The sequence below is a fragment of the Mesorhizobium sp. M9A.F.Ca.ET.002.03.1.2 genome (genome assembly GCF_003952365.1).
Classification (GTDB): domain Bacteria; phylum Pseudomonadota; class Alphaproteobacteria; order Rhizobiales; family Rhizobiaceae; genus Mesorhizobium.
Genome location: NZ_CP034443.1, coordinates 4,190,160 through 4,212,911 on the forward strand (window position 1 = coordinate 4,190,160; position 22,752 = coordinate 4,212,911).

13 protein-coding genes and 2 pseudogenes are annotated in these 22,752 nt (G+C 64.3%); 8 read left to right on the forward strand and 7 right to left on the reverse strand.

Annotation, left to right across the window (positions count from 1 at the left end; genetic code table 11):
* Positions 1-66 precede the first annotated feature (66 nt).
* Positions 67-534, forward strand: coding sequence for an Lrp/AsnC family transcriptional regulator (locus tag EJ066_RS20150; protein ID WP_126040979.1), 468 nt, complete (start codon positions 67-69; stop codon positions 532-534).
* Here EJ066_RS20150 and EJ066_RS20155 read toward each other — a convergent pair.
* The 5 genes and pseudogenes from EJ066_RS20155 to aztA all read right to left on the reverse strand — a co-directional run bounded on the left by EJ066_RS20155 (position 531) and on the right by aztA (position 4,958).
* A complete protein-coding gene (locus EJ066_RS20155; RefSeq protein ID WP_126040981.1) occupies positions 531-869 on the reverse strand; it encodes a TIGR01244 family sulfur transferase in 339 nt (112 codons plus the stop codon). The two genes, EJ066_RS20150 and EJ066_RS20155, sit on opposite strands and share 4 nt — an antisense overlap.
* 116 nt (positions 870-985) lie before the next feature.
* Positions 986-2,183: pseudogene (gene zigA / locus EJ066_RS20160) on the reverse strand (zinc metallochaperone GTPase ZigA).
* 119 nt (positions 2,184-2,302) lie between these two features.
* On the reverse strand, positions 2,303-3,241 hold the full coding sequence (aztC, locus tag EJ066_RS20165) for a zinc ABC transporter substrate-binding protein AztC (RefSeq protein ID WP_126040983.1): 939 nt from the start codon (positions 3,239-3,241) through the stop codon (positions 2,303-2,305).
* A gap of 23 nt (positions 3,242-3,264) precedes the next feature.
* Complete coding sequence (gene aztB / locus EJ066_RS20170) at positions 3,265-4,140, reverse strand: zinc ABC transporter permease AztB (RefSeq protein ID WP_126043983.1); 876 nt, start codon at positions 4,138-4,140, stop codon at positions 3,265-3,267.
* The gene (gene aztA, locus EJ066_RS20175) at positions 4,140-4,958 is read right to left on the reverse strand and encodes a zinc ABC transporter ATP-binding protein AztA (RefSeq protein ID WP_126040985.1); all 819 of its coding nucleotides are present in this window, start codon (positions 4,956-4,958) and stop codon (positions 4,140-4,142) included. The genes aztB and aztA overlap by 1 nt, the downstream gene beginning before the upstream one ends.
* A gap of 232 nt (positions 4,959-5,190) precedes the next feature.
* Between aztA and EJ066_RS20180 the strand changes: the two genes are divergently transcribed.
* Complete coding sequence (locus tag EJ066_RS20180) at positions 5,191-5,535, forward strand: RidA family protein (protein WP_126040987.1); 345 nt, start codon at positions 5,191-5,193, stop codon at positions 5,533-5,535.
* 76 nt (positions 5,536-5,611) lie between these two features.
* Here the strand turns inward: EJ066_RS20180 and hutC are convergent, their stop codons facing one another.
* Complete coding sequence (hutC, locus tag EJ066_RS20185) at positions 5,612-6,358, reverse strand: histidine utilization repressor (RefSeq protein WP_126040989.1); 747 nt, start codon at positions 6,356-6,358, stop codon at positions 5,612-5,614.
* 36 nt (positions 6,359-6,394) lie between these two features.
* Positions 6,395-7,819: a formimidoylglutamate deiminase gene (locus EJ066_RS20190; RefSeq protein WP_126040991.1), complete on the reverse strand. Its 1,425-nt coding sequence runs from the start codon at positions 7,817-7,819 to the stop codon at positions 6,395-6,397.
* Positions 7,820-7,917: 98 nt separating this feature from the next.
* Here EJ066_RS20190 and hutI point away from each other — a divergent pair, with 98 nt between their 5' ends.
* From hutI to EJ066_RS20220, 6 genes and pseudogenes are all read left to right on the forward strand, one after another.
* Positions 7,918-9,153: an imidazolonepropionase gene (gene hutI, locus EJ066_RS20195; RefSeq protein WP_126040993.1), complete on the forward strand. Its 1,236-nt coding sequence runs from the start codon at positions 7,918-7,920 to the stop codon at positions 9,151-9,153.
* The gene (gene hutH, locus EJ066_RS20200) at positions 9,150-10,685 is read left to right on the forward strand and encodes a histidine ammonia-lyase (RefSeq protein WP_126040995.1); all 1,536 of its coding nucleotides are present in this window, start codon (positions 9,150-9,152) and stop codon (positions 10,683-10,685) included. The genes hutI and hutH overlap by 4 nt, the downstream gene beginning before the upstream one ends.
* A 55-nt stretch (positions 10,686-10,740) precedes the next feature.
* Positions 10,741-11,559 carry an N-formylglutamate deformylase gene (gene hutG, locus EJ066_RS20205; RefSeq protein WP_126040997.1) on the forward strand — a complete coding sequence of 273 codons (819 nt, stop codon included), beginning with the start codon at positions 10,741-10,743 and terminating at the stop codon, positions 11,557-11,559.
* A gap of 34 nt (positions 11,560-11,593) precedes the next feature.
* Entirely contained in the window at positions 11,594-13,264 is a 1,671-nt protein-coding gene (hutU, locus tag EJ066_RS20210) for a urocanate hydratase (protein WP_126040999.1), read from the forward strand.
* An 8-nt stretch (positions 13,265-13,272) separates the two neighbouring features.
* Positions 13,273-13,860, forward strand: coding sequence for a HutD family protein (locus EJ066_RS20215; protein ID WP_126041001.1), 588 nt, complete (start codon positions 13,273-13,275; stop codon positions 13,858-13,860).
* A 246-nt stretch (positions 13,861-14,106) separates the two neighbouring features.
* A pseudogene (locus tag EJ066_RS20220) lies at positions 14,107-22,667 on the forward strand (glucoamylase family protein).
* Positions 22,668-22,752: the final 85 nt, after the last annotated feature.

Here is a 22,752-nt window from a genome sequence, read left to right on the forward strand (position 1 = left end):
TGCTTGCATTCAAACGCTTGAAATGATCAGGTTATGCGTGAACTGTGCACATATGGAGAAGAATCCATGGATGATGCGCGCGTTGATCAGTTTGACCGCAAGATAATGGCTGAGTTGCAGGACGACGCACGGCTGACCAACAACGATCTGTCGGAACGGGTGAATCTGTCGGCGTCGCAATGTTCGCGCCGCCGCCAGAGGCTGGAGGAGGACGGCTATATCAGGGGCTATCGCGCGGTGCTCGACCGCGACAAGCTCGGCTTCTCGCTGGTCAATGTCATCTCGGTAACGCTCGCCACCCACAACCGCGACAATGCGCGGCGCTTCGGCGAATTGGTGGCGCGGCTGCCGGAAGTGCAGGAGGCGCACGCGCTGACCGGCGAGATGGACTACATCCTGAAAGTGGTGACGCCCGACCTGAAGTCGCTGTCGGAGTTCGTCAACGGCGTGCTTTTGCCGCACGAATCCGTGCAGCATGTAAAGACGGCGATCGTGCTCGAGACGCTGAAGGAAACCGGCGCGCTGCCGATTTAACCCTTCGACTGCTGGATCAGCCCATAAAGATTGGTGCAGCGCGCGCCAGAGCGGCAATAGGCGAAGATCGGGCCTTCGAGCTCGTCCAGCGCCTCGGCCTGGTCCTCGACATTCTCGGCCGTGATCTGACCGCTGATGACCGGGATATAGCGGAAGGCGAGCCCGGCGGCTTCGACCGCCGCCTTGACGCTGTTCGCCGAAGGTTGGCCGGGCTGCTCGTCATCGGGCCGGTTGCAAATCACGCTCTTGAAGCCGGCGGCTTTGATGGCGACGGCCTCTTCGGGTTGGATCTGGCCCGAGACCGAATAATCCTTGCTGATCTGACGATAGTCCATGTCCTGTCCTCGCAATCTGGTTTGGCGACAGTCTTGCCACTCCCCGACGAGGCCGGCAATCCGCGCACAATGAAATCCCACTCGTGCAGATAGACATTTCCGGCGGAGAATCCAGCTCAGGCTTTCCAGTCTGGGAACGGATCGGGCAGTCCGCGCCAGAGTTCGGGCTCGAAGGCCGTGGCCTCGATCAGGCAGTCGTCCGGCGCGGATGTGGGCCTCGTCCATCGGCTCGCAGCCGATGAAGACCATCTCCTGGCGCCGGTCGCCCCAGACGGGATCGAGATAGCGCCGCATGCTCTCTCGCCATTCGGGATGGTCGGGCCATCGGCCCGATGGCACCGACGCCCACCACAGGCCGCGCTTTTCGGTCCTGACCAGCGTGCCGGCCTGGCTCAGCTCGCCGACGTGACGCGGTCGGGTGGCGAGCCAGAAGAAGCCCTTGGCACGCACGACGCCCGGCCATGCGCGGTCGATGAAGGCCTGGAATCGGGCGGGCTCGAACGGTTTTCGCGCCCGATAGACAAACGAGCGGATGCCGTATTCCTCCGTTTCGGGGATATGGTCGCGAAACCCGTTGAGCTCCTTGAACCAGAGCGGGTTCTGCTGCGCTTTGTCGAAGTCGAAGCGGCCGGTGGCAAGCAGCTTGTCGAGCGGCACCTTGCCGAAATCGGCCTCGACGATCTCGGCGTCGGGATTGAGAGCGCGCACGATCAGGCGCGCCCTGTCGCGCTGATATGTGCTTGCCGCGCCGATCTTGTTCAGCACCACGACGTCGGCGAATTCGATCTGCTCGACCAGAAGGTCGACCAGCGCGCGGCCGTCCTGCTCGCCGAGCGACTGGCCGCGCTGGCGCAGGAAATTCGAGGAGGAATAGTCCTTGAGCAGGTTGAGCGCGTCCACCACCGTCACCATCGTGTCGAGGCGGGCGACGTCGGCGAGACTGTCGCCATTCTCGTCGCGGAAATCGAAGGTCGCGGCGACCGGCAGCGGCTCGGAAATTCCGGTGGATTCGATCAGCAGATAGTCGAAGCGGCCCTGTTCGGCGAGCGCGCGGACTTCCCTGAGCAGGTCGTCGCGCAGCGTGCAGCAGATGCAGCCGTTCGACATTTCCACCAGCTTCTCGTCGGTGCGCGAGAGGTCGGCGCCGTCGCGCACCAGCTCGGCATCGATGTTGATCTCGCTCATGTCGTTGACGATGACCGCGACGCGGCGCCCTTCGCGGTTCGACAATATGTGGTTCAAAAGCGTGGTCTTGCCGGCGCCGAGAAAGCCGGAGAGCACGGTGACAGGGAGGCGTTTGGAAGTCTGAAGCATTATGTGTCCGAAGGTTGGCCGCGGCTGAACGGGCTTGAAGGAATATGTATGTTATTACATAACAAATGATGGCCCGAAAAAGGCGGAGTCCGGCTCCGCCTTTCCCGATGATGCGGGCCTCAGCTTCCGAGGATCGCGCCTTTGATCCGGGCGATGTTGTTGCGCATCAGGTCGATATAGGTCGAGGCTGGGCCGTCGGGTTGCGACAGCGCATCCGAATAGAGCGTGCCGCCGACCTTGATACCGGTCTCGCTGGCGATCTGCTCGATCAGCCGCGCGTTGGTGATATTTTCGATGAAGACCGCCGCCGCCTTGTCCTGCTTCACCTGGCTGACCAGCCTGGCAACGTCGGCAGCGGAAGGCTCCGACTCGGTCGACACTCCTTCGGGGGCCAGGAAGGTGAGGCCATAAGCCTTTTCGAAATAGCCGAAGGCGTCATGCGAGGTGATGACCACGCGCTTCTCTTTCGGGATCGACTGGATCGCCGTCTGCACTTCGCCCTCGAGCGCGTCGAGCTTTTCGGTGTAGGCGGCGGCATTGGCCTTGTAGCTGTCGCAACCGCTGGCGTCGGCGGTGCAGAAAGCGTCGGCGATGTTCTTCACGTAGATCTTCGCATTGGCGATCGACTGGAAGGCGTGCGGATCGGTAGCCGCCTCGCCGCCGGTATCTGCGTCTTCATGGGCGTCGGCATCGGCGAATTCCGGCTTGAAATTGATCGGTGTGACTCCTTTGGTCAGAACGGCAATCGTCGCCTTGGTGGCGCTGGCATCGACCAGGCGCTGCAGAAAGCCTTCGAAGTGCAGGCCGTTGACCAGCACCACATCCGCCCCGGCCATGGCCACCGCGTCGGCCGGGCTCGGCTCGTAGACATGGGCATCGCCATCCGGGCCAACGATGGTGGTCAGATCGATGCGGTCGCCGCCGACATTCTTGGCGAAATCGGCAATGACCGTGAAGCTGGCGACCACTTTCAGCGGTTCCGCGAGGGCCGACGACGCGCCAAAGGCGGTTAATGTTATAACGCTCATTGTCAGGGCGGCGCGGATCGATTTCAGCACGGACAGGTCTCCTCTGTTGGGGATCAGGCGGTTCTGTGGCGGTGATGGACGATACGGGCGCGCAGGATACCGCGCGTGCCGAACAGGATCGAGGCGAAATAGACGACGCCGGCGGACAGGATGATGGCCGGGCCGGAAGGCAGCGACGCGTGATAGGACAAGAGCAGCCCCGCGACGCAGGAGGCAAAGCCGATCAGCATCGCCAGCAAGCACATCGGCTCGACACGCATGGTCCAGAAGCGGGCAGCGGCCGCGGGCAGCATCATCAGCCCGACGGAAAGCAGGGTGCCGAGCGCCTGGAAGCCGCCGACGAGGTTGAGCACGACGAGGCCGAGGAAGATGAAATGCACCGGGCTGCCCAGCCGGCTGACCGACCGCAGGAACAGCGGGTCGAGACATTCGGCGACCAGCGCCCGCCAGAAGATGGTGAGGCTGACCAGCGTGACTAGGACGATGCCGCCGATCAGCGTCAGCGCTTCATCGTTAAGCGCCAGCACGGTGCCGAACAGCACATGCATGAGATCGACGCTGGAGCCGCGGATCGACACCATCAGCACGCCGATGGCCAGCGAAATCAGGTAGAAGGCCGCCATCGAGGCGTCCTCGCGCTGGATGGTGAAGCGCGAGACGGCGCCGGCGCCGAGCGCAACGATGATGCCGGCAATCAACCCGCCAATGGTCATCGGTAGGATCTCCAGCCCATAGAACAGGAAACCGGCGGCAGCACCCGGCAGGATGGCGTGGGCCATGGCGTCGCCGGAAAGGCTCATGCGCCGCAGCATCAGGAAGACGCCGACGGGGCAGGCGCCGAGCGACAGCATCAGCGACCCGAAAAGCGCCCGCTGCATGAAGGCGAACTCGGCGAACGGGGCGATGAAAAACCCGTAGAGCGTGTCCATCATGCCGCCCTCGGCCCGGAGCCGTGATGATGGTCGTGCCCATGATCGTGCCCATGGTCGTGATCCTGATCACCGTGCTCGTGGTTGTCGGGCTCGCACCAGGGCGCGTTCTCCTCCCAGGCTTCGTGAAAGCGGCGCGCGCGCAACAGGTTTTCCGGCCGCAGCGTTTCCTTGGTGTCGCCCCAGGCGACTGGCTGGCGCGCCAGCAGCAGCGTCTCGGGGAAATTCTGGCGCACCAGATCCAGGTCGTGGACGACAACCATGATGGTGCGTTCCTCGCCATGCCAGCGCTCGATCAGCGCAATCAGGTCGCCGACGGTCTTGGTGTCGACGGCATTGAACGGCTCGTCGAGCAGGATGAGATCAGCGTCCTGCAGCAGCACGCGGGCAAACAGCGTTCGCTGTAGCTGGCCGCCCGACAGCGTGTCGATCGGGCGCTTCTCGAAGCCGCCGAGGCCGACGGCCATCAGCGCCTGGCTGACCGAATCGCGATCTTCCTTGGTATAGCGGCCGAGCAGCCCGCGCCGTGGCCACAGGCCGAGCGAAACCAGATCGACGACCCGAGCGGGAAAGGTGCGGTCGAGCTCCGACTGCTGCGGCAGATAGGCGGCGCGCACGCCGGGTGCGCGAATGACTGCGCCGGCCATCGGCTTCAACACGCCGACGATGCCTTTCATCAGGGTCGACTTGCCCGAGCCATTGGCGCCAACGACGGCGGTCAGCGATCCGCGGCGAATCGTGCCGTCGAGATGATGGATCGCCGGATGGCTGTTGTAGCCCAGCGTCAGGTCGCGGAAGGTCAGGCAGGTTTGGGTCATGTGACAATCCGTGTGCGACTACAATCCGCGCGGCTGCGGACGGCGGCCGACTGGATATGTGATGTTATTACATTAGTCAACAAGTCAATCGGGCGGAAGTACGGCGACCGGGGAGGTTTGCCTCGTGCCTTTTCCTCGTGCCTGTTGGCTCAAGAGGATTCGCTCAGGCGACCTTGCCCGAGACCGACCGCGACTCTAAAGAGGCGCAAGCCACAAAGGAAGGAAACGTCCCATGAGCATTCGTCGCATCGATGTAGGCCCACGCATGAGCCAGATCGTCATCCACGGCAATACCGTTTATTTGGCCGGTCAGGTCGGCGAGCCGGGCGGAAACGTCGGCGCCCAGACCAGGGACATTCTGGCGGCCATCGACGAACTGCTGGCCAAGGCGGGCACCGACAAGACCAAGATCCTGCAGGCGATCATCTGGCTGGCCGACATGGGCACCTTTGCCGAGATGAACGCGGAATGGGACAAGTGGGCGCCGCAGGGCCATACACCTGCTCGCGCCACCGGCGAAGCCAAGCTTGCCGGACCGGAATATCTGGTCGAGATCATCGTTACCGCTGCGATTTGAGGCAATGAAGCTGCGATCTCCCCCTCGAGGGGGAGATCGGCCGGCGCGCCGGCTTTCGCCAACCTCAAGCGCCTATTTATCCCTGCGAAGGCGTAAACCTTGCCACCAGAGTGTGGCTCTCGGCTGCATAGGTGAAACGGACATGGGTGACGGGGTGCTCGGCGCTCCATGTCCGTCGCTCGACCACTAGGCACGGTGCGCCGGCCTCGATGTCGAGCGCGGCCGCAATGTGTCTGTCGGCGGCGACGGCGCGGATGCGGTGCTCGGCGGCGCTCCACGGCACGCGGGCGATCAGCCACGGCCCAGGCGCGATGGCATGAAATTCCTCGTCGGCGGCCTCGGCCACGGCGGCCAGGTTGATCAGCCGCTGTTCGTGCGCGAACGGCCGCTTGCCGGCGAAATGCCGGCATTCCAGCGCCAGCACCGGTCCGGCGGCGGCGAGTTCCAGCAAGGCGCGATCTTCCGCGCTGCTGCGTCTTTTGTGTCGCGCCACACGCTCGTAGCGATAGGGAAGCCCAAGCGCCTCGACCTCGATCCTGATGTCGTGGATCTCCAGCACTGCCGCCTGAGACTGCGGCCGCCGGACGAAGCTTCCGGAGCGGCGGCGGCGCTCGATCAGCCCGGCCTTGGCAAGCTGCGACAGCGCCTTGTTCACCGTCATGCGCGAACATTTGTACTCGGCCGTCAGTTCATGCTCGAACGGGATGCGGTGACCGGGCACCCAAGCGCCGGACAGGATCCGTTCGCTGATGTCGGACAGGATACGCTGGTGCAGCGAGAGAGGTTCGCCGACGTCCGCGTCCATTGTTCCGATCATGCTCATGCCGCAATCCTGACTGCCTGCTGGGTGAGGCTCGGCTCAGCCAGCCGCGAGTTCCGTCATCACGCTGCGAAAACGCTCGGCGATGGCATCGCGCCTTGAATGCCTGCCGCCGCTGACCAGTTTCTTGCCATGCACCCAGACGCAGTCGACCTTGGTGCCGTTGGCGAAGATCCAGGCGTCGAGCACCGCATCGCCCGTCTTGCCGGCCCCGGTCTTTCCAGCAAGCGAAGGGTGATTGCCATCGAGCGAGATGAAATCGGCTGACGCACCGGCGTCGATCCGCGAGGGTCCCGCGCCAAGGGCGGCACTGCCGCCGTCGAGTGCGGCATCGAACAAAGCGCGGCCGGTCGAGCCACCGGCGACCGCCAGCACATTGCGGGCGCGGTGGGTGAGGCGCTGCGAATATTCGAGTTGCCGCAATTCGTCCGGCAGGCCGATCAGCACGTTGGAATCGGAGCCGACACCGAAGCGGCCCCCATGTTGTCTGAACAAAGGTGCTGCAAAGGTGCCGTCGCCGAGATTGGCCTCGGTGATCGGGCAGAGGCCGGCGATTGCTCCACTTTTCGCCATGGCCGCCGTCTCGGTCTCGGTCATGTGAGTGGCGTGGATCAGGCACCAGCGCCCATCGACCTTGGCATTGGCGAGCAGCCATTCGACCGGCCGCGCTCCGGACCAGGCAAGGCAGTCCTCGACTTCCTTCACTTGCTCGGCGACATGGATGTGGATCGGTCCATCCGGCATTAGCGTCGCGATGTTTTCCAATTCCTCCGGCGTCACGGCGCGCAGGCTGTGCGGGGCGGCGCCAACGACGCCTTGATTCCCAACGACGCCTTGATTCCCAACGTTGCTTTGATTCCCAACGTTGCTTTGATTCAAGGCGCGAACGGATTCGCGGCATTTCTCAACAAGCCGCGAGAACCGATTCACATCATTGATGAATCGCCGCTGGCCTTCGTTCGGTGCAGCGCCGCCGAAGGAGGAGTGCGCATAGAACACCGGCAGCAGCGTCAGCCCAATGCCGGTGTCGGCAGCGGCGGCAGCGATGCGCTCAGCCATCTCGGCGATGTTGGCGTAGGGCTGGCCGTCGCGATCGTGGTGCAAATAGTGAAATTCGCCGACGCGCGAAAAGCCTGCCTCCAGCATCTCGATATAGAGTTGGGCTGCGACAGCCTCGATCTGATCCGGCGTCATCGACAGGGCGAAGCGGTACATCACCTCGCGCCAGCTCCAGAAACTGTCGGCGGAAGGGCCGCGCAGCTCGGCAAGGCCGGCCATGCCGCGCTGGAAGGCGTGGCTGTGCAGGTTCGGCATGCCGGGCAAAAGGATGGCATGGCGTTCGTCGCCGGGCTGGGATTTGGTGTCGGGTTCGGCTGTCGCGATACGACCGTCGGTTACAACGATCCGCACATTGCCATGCCAGCCGTCGGGCAGAAGCGCCTGTTCCGCAAAGATCGCCGTCACGTTTTCCTCCAAATCCCATCTGGCAGTATGATGATAGCACTTGCGGTGCGTTCCAATATGTATATACATAATCGCCACCGATTGAAACGGAAAAGATGATGGCTGGAGAGAGCAAAGATCGGGCAGGGGAGGTTCGCATCTGGCGCAACGCCCGCCTGGCGACCATGGCCGAAAGCGCCGTTGGACTTGGCATCGTCGAACACGGCGCGATCGCCGCGCGCGATGACGCGATCGTCTATGCCGGCCCGGAAGCCGACATGCCGGCAGTGCTCAGCCAGAGCGGTGAGATTGTCGATTGCGAAGGCCGCTGGATCACGCCAGGCCTGATCGACTGCCATACCCATCTGATCCATGCCGGCGATCGCGCCAACGAATTCGAGATGCGGCTGGCCGGCGCTACCTATGAAGAGGTCACCAAGGCCGGCGGCGGCATCGTCTCGTCGGTCAAGGCGCTGCGCGCTGCCAGTGAGCATGAACTGGTTGCGCAGTCGCTGCCGCGCCTCGATGCGCTGATCGCCGAAGGCCTCACCACCATCGAAATCAAGTCGGGGTACGGCCTCGACATCGAAAACGAGAAGAAGTCGCTGCGCGCAGCGCGGCTCCTGGGCGAACACCGTCCGGTAACGGTGAGGACGAGCTTCCTCGGCGCTCACGCGCTGCCGCCAGAAGCCAATGGCGACAAGGACGGTTTTATCGATCTGGTCGCAAAGGAAATTTTGCCGGCCGTCGCCGCCGAGGGCCTAGCCGATGCCGTCGACGGCTTTTGCGAGGGCATCGCCTTTTCGCCGGTGCATATCTCTCGCGTGTTCGATGCGGCGAAGGCGGTGGGTCTGCCGGTAAAACTCCATGCCGACCAATTGTCCAATCTGCACGGCGCCGAACTCGCAGCGCGCTACGGGGCGCTGTCGGCAGACCACCTCGAATACACTGACGAGGCGGGTGCCGCGGCGATGGCGAAGGCCGGAACCGTGGCGACGATCCTGCCCGGCGCCTATTATTTCATCCGCGAGACCAAGAAGCCGCCGGTCGGCCTGTTTCGCCAGCACGGCGTCAAAATGGCGGTCGCCACCGATTGCAATCCCGGCACCTCGCCGCTGACCTCGCTGCTGCTGACCATGAACATGGCGGCGACCTTGTTTGGCCTGACGATCGACGAATGCCTTGCCGGTGTCACCCGCGAGGCCGCCCGTGCGCTGGGGCTGCTCGGACGGACCGGCACGCTGGAGGCCGGAAAGTCGGTCGATCTGGCGATCTGGGACATCGAGCGCCCGGCCGAACTCGTCTATCGCATGGGCTTCAATCCGCTGCATGCCCGCATCTGGAGAGGACGATGAGCGAACTCAAACTCAAGCCGGGCAACGCAACGCTGGCCGACTGGCGCGAAATCTATCGTGGCGCCGTGCCGAAGCTGGACGCTGCCTGCCGGCCGAAGATCAAGGCCAGCGCCGAGGCGGTTGCGCGGATCGTCGCCAAGGGTGAGCCGGTCTATGGCATCAACACCGGTTTCGGCAAATTGGCCAGCGTCCGCATTCCCGCCGCCGACCTCGAAACCCTTCAACGCAACATCGTGCTGTCCCATGCCGCCGGCGTCGGCGAACCAATGCCGGTTGCTGTTTGCCGGCTGATGATGGCGCTGAAGCTGGCCAGCCTGGCGCAGGGCGCTTCCGGCGTGCGGCCGCAGACCATCGAGCTGCTGGAAGCAATGCTCGCCAACGACGTCATCCCGGTGGTGCCGGCGCAAGGATCCGTCGGCGCATCCGGTGATCTTGCGCCGCTATCGCACATGACGGCGGTGATGATCGGCGTCGGCGAATGCTTTACCCCGCATGGCCGCGTTCCGGCCAAGGTCGCCTTTGTCTCGCACGGGCTGGAGCCGGTGACTTTAGGCGCCAAGGAAGGGTTGGCGCTGCTCAACGGCACGCAGTTCTCGACGGCTTACGCGTTGGCCGCCCTGTTCGACGCCGAAGTGCTCTACCAATCGGCGCTCGTCGCCGGCGCGCTTTCGACCGACGCCGCCAAGGGCTCCGACGCCCCCTTCGATCCGCGCATCCATCTGCTCAGGAAGCATCCTGGCCAGATCGAGACGGCAGAGGCGCTGCGCAATCTGATGGCCGGCAGCGCCATCCGTGAATCGCACCGGCTCGGCGACGAGCGCGTGCAGGACCCGTACTGCTTGCGCTGCCAGCCGCAGGTGATGGGCGCCGCGCTCAGCGTGCTGCGCCAGGCCGCCGACACGCTGGCCACCGAGGCTAACGGCGTCACCGACAATCCGCTGATCTTCGCCGAGGACGACACAGCGCTTTCCGGCGGCAATTTCCACGCCGAGCCGGTGGCCTTCGCCGCCGACATGATCGCGCTCGCCGTCTGCGAAATCGGCTCGCTGTCGGAACGGCGCATAGCCATGCTGGTCGACCCGGCGCTGTCGGGCATGCCGGCCTTCCTGACGCCGAAGCCCGGCTTGAATTCCGGCTTCATGATCCCGCAAGTGACGGCGGCAGCACTCGTCTCGGAAAACAAGCAGAAGGCCTATCCGGCCAGCGTCGATTCGATCCCGACCTCGGCCAACCAGGAGGACCACGTCTCGATGGCAGCGCACGGTGCGCGCCGGCTGATCGGCATGGTCGAGAATGCGGCGGCCGTCATCGGCATCGAATTGCTGGCCGCGGCGCAAGGCTGCGATTTCCATACGCCGCTGGCGTCGAGTGCCGCACTCGAGGCTGTGCGAAAACTGGTCAGGGCCGAGGTGCCGCATCTCGACAACGACCGGCATTTCCACCCCGACATGGAAAAGGCCATCGCCATGGTGCGCAGCGGCGCGGCGGTGAGGGCGGCGGGCGCGGTGGCGCTGCCGGGGATTACGTCATGAGAGCGTATATCATGACAGGGGGGCGCCGTAGAGCTCCAACCTGCGGAGATCACTCATGACGTCACCCTCCTGGCTCACCGTCGCTCAGGGCACGGCCCCCCTGCTGGTCTCGATCCCGCACACCGGCATCGATCTCACCGGCCTTGAGAACCGGCTGGCCTCGCCCTGGATCGGCCGTCGCGACGCCGACTGGTGGATCGACAAGCTCTATGATTTCGCCGAAGGCCTCGGCGCGACGGTGGTGCATACGGCGATCTCGCGCACCGTTATCGACGTCAATCGCGATCCGTCCGGCGCCTCGCTCTATCCCGGCCAGGCGACGACCGGTCTCTGCCCGACCGAAACCTTCGATGGCGATCCGCTCTATCGCGAGGGCGAAGAGCCGGGACCGTCGGAGATCGGCGAGCGCCGCGAAAAATTCTTTGTGCCCTATCATGCCGCCTTGCAGGCCGAGATCGACAGGCTGCGCGCCTTGCACCGCAAGATCGTCATCTATGACTGCCACTCGATCCGCTCGGTATTGCCGCGCCTGTTCGAGGGTACGCTGCCGGTGTTCAGTCTCGGCACCAACGACGGCAACAGCGCCGATCCGGCCCTGCAGGCGATGGTCGGCCAGATCCTGGCCGAAACCGGCGAGACCTTCGTCGTCAACGGCCGTTTCAAGGGCGGCTGGATCACGCGCCATTTCGGCCAGCCGCAAAACGGCATCCATGCGCTGCAGATGGAATTGTCCAACCGCGGCTACATGCGTGAGCCCGAAGGCAAGGGTGCGCCGGACAATTGGCCGGTGCCCTACGATGCCGATTTTGCGGCGCCGATCCGCGTGACGCTGAAGAAGATCCTCGAAAGCGCGATTGCCTGGGCTGAAGGCTGACGCGCCGCCGCCATTCGAAAGGGACAGTGACACCATGACCGATCCTCGTCATAACATCCGCGAAGTCCGCAGCCCGCGCGGCAGCGAGCTCAACGCCCGCACATGGCTGACCGAAGCGCCGTTGCGCATGCTGATGAACAATCTCGATCCCGATGTCGCCGAAAACCCCAACGAACTGGTCGTCTATGGCGGCATCGGCCGGGCGGCGCGCACCTGGAACGATTTCGACCGCATCGTCGCCTCTCTGAAGACGCTTGGAGATGACGAGACGCTCCTGGTGCAGTCCGGCAAGCCGGTCGGCGTGTTTCGCACGCACACCGATGCGCCGCGCGTGCTGATCGCCAATTCGAACCTCGTGCCGCACTGGGCGACGTGGGAGAAATTCAACGAGCTCGATAAGAAGGGCCTGATGATGTACGGCCAGATGACGGCCGGCTCGTGGATCTATATCGGCACGCAAGGCATCGTGCAGGGCACTTATGAGACCTTCGTCGAGGCCGGCCGCCAGCATTATGGCGGCGATCTCAGGGGCAGATGGATCCTGACCGGCGGCCTCGGCGGCATGGGCGGCGCCCAGCCGCTGGCCGCGGTCATGGCCGGCGCCTGCTGCCTGGCGATCGAATGCGATCCCGACCGCATCGATTTCAGGCTGCGCACCCGCTATGTCGACGAACGCGCCGACACGCTCGACGAGGCCCTGGAGAAGATCGACCGCTGGACCAGGGCAGGCGAGGCTAAATCGGTCGGCCTCGTTGGCAACACCGCCGACATCGTGCCGGAACTGGTGCGCCGCGGCGTGCGCCCCGACATGGTCACCGATCAGACGTCGGCGCATGATCCGCTCAACGGCTATCTGCCCAAGGGCTGGTCGCTCGCCGAATGGCGCGAGAAGCGCACCAGCGACCCGAAGGCGGTCGAGAAGGCGGCGCGCGCGTCGATGCGCGAACATGTCGAGGCGATGGTGGCGTTCTGGAACGCCGGCGTGCCGACGCTCGACTACGGCAACAACATCCGGCAGGTGGCGAAGGAGGAAGGGTTCGAGAACGCCTTTGCCTTCCCGGGTTTCGTGCCGGCCTACATCCGCCCGCTGTTTTGCCGCGGCATCGGCCCGTTCCGCTGGGCAGCCCTCTCAGGCGATCCCGAGGACATCTACAAGACCGACGCCAAGGTGCGCGAACTGACGCCCGGCAACACCCACCTGCACAACTGGCTCGACATGGCGCGCGAGCGCATTTCTTTCCAGGGTCTGCCGGCGCGCATCTGCTGGGTCGGCCTCGGCGACCGCCACCGGCTCGGCCTCGCCTTTAACGAAATGGTGGCGAAGGGCGAGCTCAAGGCGCCGGTCGTGATCGGCCGCGACCATCTCGATTCCGGCTCGGTCGCCTCGCCGAACCGCGAGACGGAATCGATGAAGGACGGCTCGGATGCCGTATCCGACTGGCCGTTGCTCAACGCGCTGCTCAACACCGCCTCCGGCGCAACCTGGGTGTCGCTGCATCATGGCGGCGGCGTCGGCATGGGCTTTTCGCAGCATGCCGGCATGGTCATCGTCGCCGACGGCACACGCGAAGCCGCCAAACGCCTCGAGCGTGTTTTGTGGAACGACCCGGCGACCGGCGTCATGCGCCACGCCGATGCCGGATATGACATTGCCATCGACTGCGCCAGGGAGCACCAGCTCAACCTGCCCGGCATCCTCGGCTGAGCCGCACCTTGCGCATCCTCCGGGCAGCCGAATACCGGTCCATGCCGTGGAAGAACGGCGGCGGGGTGACGACGGAAATCGCCGTCTCGCCGGCTGGTGCAGCGCTCGACGCTTTCGACTGGCGCGTCTCCATGGCGCGCGTCGAAAGCGGCGGGCCCTTCTCCGGTTTTGCCGGAGTGGACCGAACCTTGGCCGTGCTGGAAGGCGAGGGGGTTGTCCTTGATATCGCTGGCCGCTCGGCAGCAACGGTGACCAGGGCTTCCGCCCCGCTCTCCTTTCCCGCCGATGTCCCGACGCAGGCGGCTCTGATCGCCGGTCCGATCATCGATCTCAACGTCATGACGCGGCGCGGACGGATGACCCACGCTGTCGAACGCGTGGTGATTTCGGCCCCGACGGACATCCAGTCGGCGGCCGATGCGACCCTCATCCTGAGTCTTGACGGGGGGATCACGGTGGCCGGCGCGGCGCCTGTCCGCATCGGGCCGCGCGACACGCTGTTGCTCAGGCCGGACGCCATGAAACTGCGCCTGGAGCCTGCCCGGACGGCGTCGCTGTTCGTGATCCGCATCGATCGCGTTGCTGCAAACGATTAACGCCTGTTTCGAAACATGATCGCGACACCGGCAAAATATGCCGTAAGCTCAAGCTCACATCACGAAAAAGCCCGAATCCTTCCGTCGATCAAGGCCCGACGGAAGCGAGGGGGTGCTCGTCTGGAAGTCGTGCTGCGAAAACAGACTTTCGGCCATGTTTCGATGCAACCAATTGCATTTGAATCGGTTTTAGGGACATTGCCGTGGCGGTGACGCCGCTATGCGTCCCCCTATGCGGAATTTTCAATGAATATCCAGACAAATCCCACCCAAATGGAAAAGACGAGCGCGAGCTTCCCGGCCATCACGGAAGAGCCGATACGCTCCAATTTCCTGCCGGAAGAGCGCCTGCGCACGCTGGGTACAAGCCTCGCCGAGAACGACGTCAGGGATCTGTTCGGCCTGGAGCCGTTCGAGTTCCAGTCACGCATCCGCGACAGCGCCAGGAAGATCCTCGAAGTCTACCGCTCGACCAACGCCGCGCAGGCGAGAGGCGAGACCATCACCCCGGCGGCGCAATGGCTGCTCGACAACAACTATCTGGTCGAGGAAACCATCTTTCAGGTTAAGCGCGACCTGCCGCGCCGTTTCTATCGGCAGTTGCCCACCCTGAAACTGTCCGACGGCGCCAGCGTGCCGCGCGCGCTTGCGCTGGCCTGGACCTATGTCGCGCATTCGGACAGTTCCGTCTCGGCGACGATGTTCAAGGCGATCGTCGAAGGCTTTCAGGCTGTCGAGCCGTTGAAGATCGGCGAACTCTGGGCGCTGCCGTCACTGCTGCGTTTCGTTCTGATCGAAAATCTTCGCCGGATCGCGGTTCGGGTCAATCGCACCCGGCAGATGCGCCAGATTGCCAACGAGGTTGCCGATCGCGTGCTGGCGATCGACGACAGCGCCGACCGTCAGGCGATCCTGTCGAGCTACGTCCCCCATGCACAGGACACCACCTTTGCCACCCAATTGCTCTACCGGCTGCGCGACGGGTCGCAAAATGCCGGCAGGGCGCTGGAATGGCTGGAGAACGAGCTTGAAAAGTCCGGCTCCGATGCCGAGGAGATCATCATCAGCGAGCATCGCACGCTGTCCGGCGGCAATGTGACCACTGGTAACATCATCCGCGGCCTCAGACTCATCAACGATATCGACTGGACGGTTTGGTTCGAAGGTGTCAGCCGCATCGACACCTTGCTGCGCGAGCGCACCGACTTCGCCACGCTCGATTTCTTCTCGCGCGACCAGTATCGGACCGCGATCGAGGAATTGGCGCGCCGCTCCGACCGTTCCGAATTCCGCGTCGCCGAAAAGGCCATCGAACTCGCCGGCCACGCCGCTGTCACCGATACGACCGGCACCGGTCCGACCGATCACACCGACGTCGGGTTCTTTCTGGTCGGCCCGCGCCGGCTGGAACTGGAAAAAGCGATCGGCTATCGGCCGACCGTCAGCGTCGCGACCAAACGGGCGTTCGGCAAGACCGGATGGCTGGGCATTGTCGTGCCGGTGTTCGCGCTGACGGCCCTGCTTCTGGTCCTCTCCGGCAACGCCCTTGCCAATCTCGGCCTGTCCGTGCCGTCGATCGTCTTGATGCTGGCGCTGTTTGCCGTGCCGGCCAGCGAGGGCGCGCTTGCCTTCTTCAACACCGTCGTATCGTTGTTCCTGAAGCCGACGCGCCTCGTCGGCTACGACTACAGACGCGGCATGCCGCCGGAGGCGCGCACCCTGGTGGTGGTGCCGTCGCTGATCGGCTCGCGCGACGACGTCGAGGAGAACATCCGCAACATCGAAGTGCATCACCTGGCCAACACGGCGGACGAAATCCATTTCGCTCTGCTTTCGGACTGGCCGGACAGCAAAACCGAAATCGATGCGGCCGATATTGAGATCCTCCAATATGCCCGCGACGAGATCGCACGGCTGAACGCCCGCTATCCCAGCGAAGGCGCGCCGCGTTTCTACGTCCTGCACCGCCGGCGGCTCTACAATGAATCCCAGGGCGCCTGGATGGGCTGGGAACGCAAGCGGGGCAAGCTGCACGAACTGAATCTTCTGCTGCGCGGCGACAGCGACACCACCTTCCTGCCGCTGGATGTGCCGTTGCCGGAAAACGTCGTCCATGTAATGACGCTGGACGCCGACACGCGCACCACCCGCGATGCCGTCGCCGCGTTGGTCGGCAAGCTTTGCCATCCGCTCAACCGCCCGCATTTCGACGCGGCAAAGCGCCTTGTCACCGCCGGCTACACCATCCTGCAGCCGCGCATCACCGCCTCGCTGACCAGCGGTGACGAGGCATCCTTCTTCCAGCGGGTCTTTTCCGCCAATCGCGGCCTCGATCCTTACGTCTTTGCCGTCTCGGATATCTATCAGGACGTCTTCGGCGACGGCTCCTTCACCGGCAAGGGCCTCTATCATGTCGATGCCTTCGAAGCGGCGCTGAAGGGCCGCATCGAGGAAAACACCATCCTCAGCCACGATCTGCTCGAAGGCGCTCTGGCACGCGCGGCGCTGGTCACGGACGTCGAACTGGTCGAGGATTATCCGACACGCTATTCGGTCGACGCATCGCGCCACCATCGCTGGGCGCGCGGCGACTGGCAGCTTCTGGGCTTCCTTCTCGATCCACGCTCCGGCGTGCCGGCGCTGTCACGCTGGAAGATGGTCGACAATCTGCGCCGCTCGCTGACGCCGATCTTCTGGGTGATGGCGGCGATCGCAGGCTGGACGCTGCTGCCCTTCACGCAGGCCGCGCAATGGCAGGCGCTGCTGATCCTCACACTGTTCATGGCGCCGACGTTCGACATCGTCCACGCCATCCTGCCAAAAAGTGGCGACCAGACGCCGCGCGGCCATTTCTCGGCGCTGGCGCGCGACGTTGTCTTCGGCACCGCCCTGGTGGCCCTGAAGATCGTGCTGATGGCGCACAATGCCTGGATGATGGGCGATGCCATCATCCGTACGCTCTATCGCCTGTTCGTCAGCCGCCAGAACCTGCTCGAATGGCGCACCGCCTCGCAGGCGCACAAGAATGGCGACAACGATCTCGGCTCCTATTACGGCATGATGTATGGCGCGGTGATTGTCGGCGTCGTCGGCCTCGCCATTCCGGTTCTGGCCGATTCCACCGGCGCTTTCGTCGCCTTCTTCTTCGCGCTGTTCTGGATCGGCTCGCCGGCCTTCGCCTGCTGGATCAGCCGCTCGGCCGAAACCGAGGACCGCTTGCGCATATCGGCGGCCGACATCCATGCGCTGCGCACGGTCGCGCGGCGTACATGGCATTATTTCGAGACCTTCGTGACGGCCGAGCACCACAATCTGCCGCCCGACAATTTCCAGGAAAGTCCGGCGCCAGTCGTGGCCCCCGCACTTCGCCGACCAATATCGGCGTCTATCTCCTGTCCGTGATTTCGGCGCGCGACTTCGGCTGGATCAGCCTGTCCGACGCCACCACCCGCATAGACGCCACGATGTCGACCATCGAGAGCATGCCGCGTGAGCGCGGCCATCTCTTCAACTGGTATGACACGACGACGCTGAAGCCGCTCTATCCGCTTTACATTTCCGCCGTCGACAGCGGCAATCTCGCCGGCCATCTGGTGGCGGTGGCGGCCGCCTGCGCCGAATGGGCGGAAGCACCTGCGGTCCATCTTCAGGGCGACTTCGAGGGCATTCTCGATACGGTGACGATCCTCGACGAAAGCCTGGCGGCGTTGCCTGACGACCGCCGCCAGTTGCGGCCGTTGCGCCAACGGCTCGCCGATCGCCTCGACGGCATGCGGCGGGCGGTCGAATCGATCAAGGCACAACCCGAGATGGCGTCGATCCGCACCATCAACCTCGCCGTTCTGGCCGGCGAGATCCGCAAGCTCGCAACCGCCATCCATACCGAGGCCGCATCGACACCGAGCGACATCATCGCCGACTGGGCGGCGAGACTGGAAGCCACCTGCGAGGCGCATGTCCATGACGCACATAGCGACGACAATGCCGTCGAAGCCTTGCGGGCCAAGCTTTTGTCGTTGCGCGAGCGCACGCGCCGCTTCGCTTTCGAGATGGATTTCTCCTTCCTTATGCGGAAGGAACGCAAGCTCCTGTCGATCGGCTACCGGGTCGAGGAGCATCAGCTCGACGAAAGCTGCTACGACCTCCTGGCTTCCGAGGCGCGGCTGACAAGCCTGTTCGCCATCGCCAAGGGCGATCTGCCGACGGAGCACTGGTTCCACCTCGGCCGGCCGATCGTCGAGATCGGTTTCCAGGGCGCGCTGATGTCCTGGTCCGGCTCGATGTTCGAGTATCTGATGCCGCCGCTGGTGATGAAGGAGCCGCAGGGCAGCATCCTCAACCAGACCAGCAAGCTCATCATCAAGCGCCAGATCCAGTACGGCCGCTCGAAGAATGTGCCCTGGGGGATTTCGGAAGCCGCCTACAACGCCCGCGACCGCGAACTGACCTACCAGTATACCAATTTCGGCGTGCCCGGGCTGGGCCTGAAGCGAGGTCTTGGCCAGAACACGGTGATTGCACCTTACGCGACCGTGCTGGCGGCGCAGTTCACCCCGCGTGAATCAGTGCAGAACCTGGCTAGGCTACGGCAGATCGGCGCCCTTGGCCGGCACGGCTTTTACGATGCGGTCGATTTCACGCCGCAGCGTGTGCCGGACGGCACCGACCATGCCGTCGTGCTGAACTACATGGCCCACCATTCCGGCATGTCGATCGCCGCCGTTGCCGACGCCATCTTCGAAGGACGCCTGCGCGACCGCTTCCACAGCGATCCGGTGATCGAGTCGGCCGAGTTGCTGCTACAGGAAAGAGCGCCGCGCGACATCCCCACCGCCACCGTCAGGACCGAGGCCGACGAACGGTCGAAGGACGAAACCGAAGTCGAGAGCCCCGATACGCGCATCGTGCTCGACCCGCGCAGGGCGCTGCGTTCGACCAGCGTCATGTCCAATGGCCGCTACTCGGTTATGGTCACCGCGACCGGCTCCGGTTATAGCCGCTGGGGCGAGCTTGCCGTCACGCGCTGGCAGCCGGACCCGACCGAGGATCGGCTTGGCTCCTACATCTTCCTGCGCGATGCCGGCACCGGCGACTGGTGGTCGGCCACCGCCGAGCCCAAGCGTGCCCCCGACGAAGTGGTGCAGACGCTGTTCTCCGACGACAAGGCGAGCTTCGTCAAATCGCTGGGATCGCTGCGTTCGGAGGTCGAATGCATCGTCATCTCGGAGGGAAACGGCGAAGGCAGGCGGGTGACGCTCTACAATGACGGCGCGGTCGACCGGCATATTGAAGTGACCTCTTTTGCCGAACTGGTGCTGGGCTCTGACGTATCCGACAACGCGCATCCGGCCTTCTCGAAAATGTTCGTGGAAACCGAGATCGCTGCGAATAACGCGGCGATCTTCGCCACAAGGCGCAAGCGGGAAGCGAACGAGCCTGACGTCACCATGGTGCATTTCGTCACCGATCCGTCCGGGTCGACGCGCGACGCCGAGGCCGAGACCGACCGGCGCGCCTTCATCGGCCGCGGCCGTACCATTGCCGAGGCCGCCGCCTTCGATCCCGGCGCCAAGCTCGGCGGCCATTCCGGCTTCACGCTGGATCCGGTTGCCGCACTTCGCCGGCAGGTGCGCGTGCCGGCCAACAAGAAGATCTCGCTGACCTTCTGGACTGCCGTCGGCGCCAACCGTGCCGAACTCGAAGAAGCCGTTGCGCGGCTCGATCATCCGGAAGCCTTCGCCCGCCAGGCGATGCTCGCCTGGACCCGCTCGCAGGTGCAGACCCGTCATCTCGGCCTCAGCCTGGCCGACGCCGCCAATGTGCAGAAGCTGGCACGCTATTTGATCTATCCCGATCCGTTCCTGCGCCTTCCGGCCGAATCGATCGCCTCCGGGCTCGGCAGGCAGTCCAGCCTGTGGCCGACCAGCATATCCGGCGACCTTCCGATTTTCCTGGTCAGGATTGGCGACGTCGCCGACCTGGAGATCATCGCCCAGGCGCTCCGCTTCCAGGAATACATGCGCGCCCGCGGCATGATGATCGACTTTGTCGTCGTCAACGAGCAGGCTTCATCCTACGTGCAGGATCTGCAACGGGCGGTCGAAACGCTGTGCGAAAACAGCCGCCTGCGCGGCAAGGAACTCGGACCCCGCCAGCACATCTTCGCGGTGCGCCGCGACCTGATGGACGAGACGACCTACAAGACGTTGCTCGCCGTAGCCCGCGTCGTCCTGCACACGCGCAACGGTACCATCTTCGATCAGATCGAGCGCGCCGAGGCCGCCGCGCTGCAAGCGCGGGACGCCTTGCAGCCGGTAGGTGCCGCAGCCTTTCGCGAACCATCTTCGCCTGCACCACAGACATGGGCTGCTCAGGCCTCGATCGAAGGTGGTGCCGATGGCAGCGGGCTTAACCAATGGAACGGTTTTGGCGGCTTCGACGGCGACGGACGCCATTATGTCGTGCGCCTTGCTGGCCGGCGCACGACGCCGCAGCCCTGGATCAACGTCATTTCCAACGCCTCGTTCGGTTTCCATGTTTCGGCTGAAGGAGCTGCCTTCACCTGGAGCCGAAACAGCCGCGACTATCAATTGACGCCGTGGGCGAACGACCCGGTTACCAACCGCCCCGGCGAGGGCATCTATATTTACGATCATGCCAGCGGCCGGGCGTTCTCTCCGATGGCCGCCGTCGTGCGCGATCCAGCCATGACCTACGAAACATGGCACGGGCAGGGTTTTTCGACCTTCCGTTCGAGGCGCGGGCCGCTGTCGATGGACCTTACCCATGTGGTGGATCCGGTCGATCCGGTGAAAATCTCCCGATTGCGCATCCAGAATTCGGGTTCGGTGCCGGCGCGCCTGCGCGTCTATGCCTATGCGGAGTGGGTTCTTGGCAGCCATCGTTCGCGCACGGCGGCGACGATCGTTCCGTCCAGGGATGCCGCGACGGGCGCGTTGCTGGCGCAAAATCCCTACGGGCTCGACTTCAGCAAGCGGATCGCCTTCCTGGCCGCCGACAGCGCGGCACAGTCGGTCACGGCCGACCGCGGCGAGTTCATCGGCCGGCACGGCACCAGCGAACTTCCGCAGGCTGTGCTCAGCGGCGCCAGCCTGTCCGGCCGCGTCGAGGCCGGCGACGATCCTTGTGCTGCAATCGCACGCGACATCGACATCCCTGCCGGCGGCGACGTGACGCTGCTGTGGCTGCTCGGCGATGCAGCCTCTGCCGAGGAAGCCAGCGTCCTGGTGCAGCATCATCGCGGCAAGGATTTCGATCAGCGGCTGGCTGACAACGAGCGCACGTGGCGAGGGTTCCTCGACACCATCCAGGTCGAGACTCCGGACAAGGCGCTCGACGCCATGGTCAACCACTGGTTGCCCTATCAGAGCCTTGCCTGCCGCATCCGCGCTCGCTCCGCCTTTTACCAGGCGAGCGGCGCCTTCGGCTTCCGCGATCAGTTGCAGGACACGCTGGCCCTGCTTGCCCATGATCCGAAACTGGCGCGCGACCAGATCCTCAACGCGGCGCGGCGGCAATTCCCCGAAGGCGACGTGCAGCACTGGTGGCTGCCGCGCAGCGAGGCAGGCGTCCGCACCATGATTTCCGACGACGTGGTCTGGCTCGCCCATGCCACGGCCCACTACTTGCTGGTGACCGGCGACACCGCGATCCTCAGGGAGCAACTGCCCTTCATCGAAGGGCAGGCGCTGGAAGAAGGCGAGCATGACGCCTTCTTCACCCCGGAGGTCTCGAAGAAGACCGCTTCGCTCTATGATCATTGCGCGCGCGCGCTCGACCTTGCCGTCAAGCGCAGCAGCCCCGCCGGGCTGCCGCTGATCCTCGGTGGCGACTGGAACGACGGCATGAACCGTGTCGGCGAGCACGGCAAGGGCGAGAGCGTCTGGCTGGGCTGGTTCCTGCTGAAGACGTTGGGTGACTTTGCTGCTGTCGCCAAGGCGGAAGGCGACACCAAGCGCGCGCAAGCCTGGACAAAACACGCCGACGTGCTGAAGCGGGCGCTGGAAAGCACGGCCTGGGATGGTGAGTGGTATCGCCGCGGCAGCTTCGATGACGGCACGCCGCTGGGGTCGCGCGGTTCGCAGGAGTGCAAGATCGACTCGATTGCCCAGTCGTGGAGCGTGCTGTCGGGCGAGGGCGATCCGGCGCGGTCAACCACGGCGATGCAGCAGGCGATGAAAATGCTCGTCGACGACGAGCTCAAGATCGTCAAGCTTTTCACCCCGCCCTTCTCCAGGACGGAACAGAACCCGGGCTACATCAAGAGTTACCCGCCGGGTGTCCGTGAGAACGGTGGCCAGTACACCCATGCGGCGACATGGTTCGTCATAGCTCTCGCCGAAATGGGACGCACCGACGACGCCTACCGCTGTTTCTCGATGCTCAATCCGGTCAACCACGCGCTCGACGAGGCCGCTGCCGAAACCTACCGCGTCGAGCCTTATGTCGTCGCGGCCGACGTCTACGCCGGCCAAGGCAAGGGCGGCCGCGGCGGCTGGACCTGGTATACCGGCTCGGCCGGCTGGCTTTATCGCGCGGCGGTCGAAGGCATCCTCGGCATCGAGCGCAGGGGAGAGCGCATCCAATTCAGGCCGAAACTCCCCAGCCATTGGGACGGTTATGCAGCAACGCTCAAGGTGCTGGGGGCCGAGCTGAGGGTTCGCGTTATCCGCGACACCAAGGCCAAAGCCATCTCGCTTGAGGTAAATGGTAAAAAGACGAAGGCTGCGTCTTTCGAACCGAAAGCCGGCGAAAAGTCTGAAGTGGTCGTCAGGATACCAGCGTAGTTTCAAGGATTTGGAGCGTCTTTGCACGTCTTGAGGGCGCGCGTTGCTTAAGGATGCTCTGCCAATTCTATTGCGCATGAGTTTT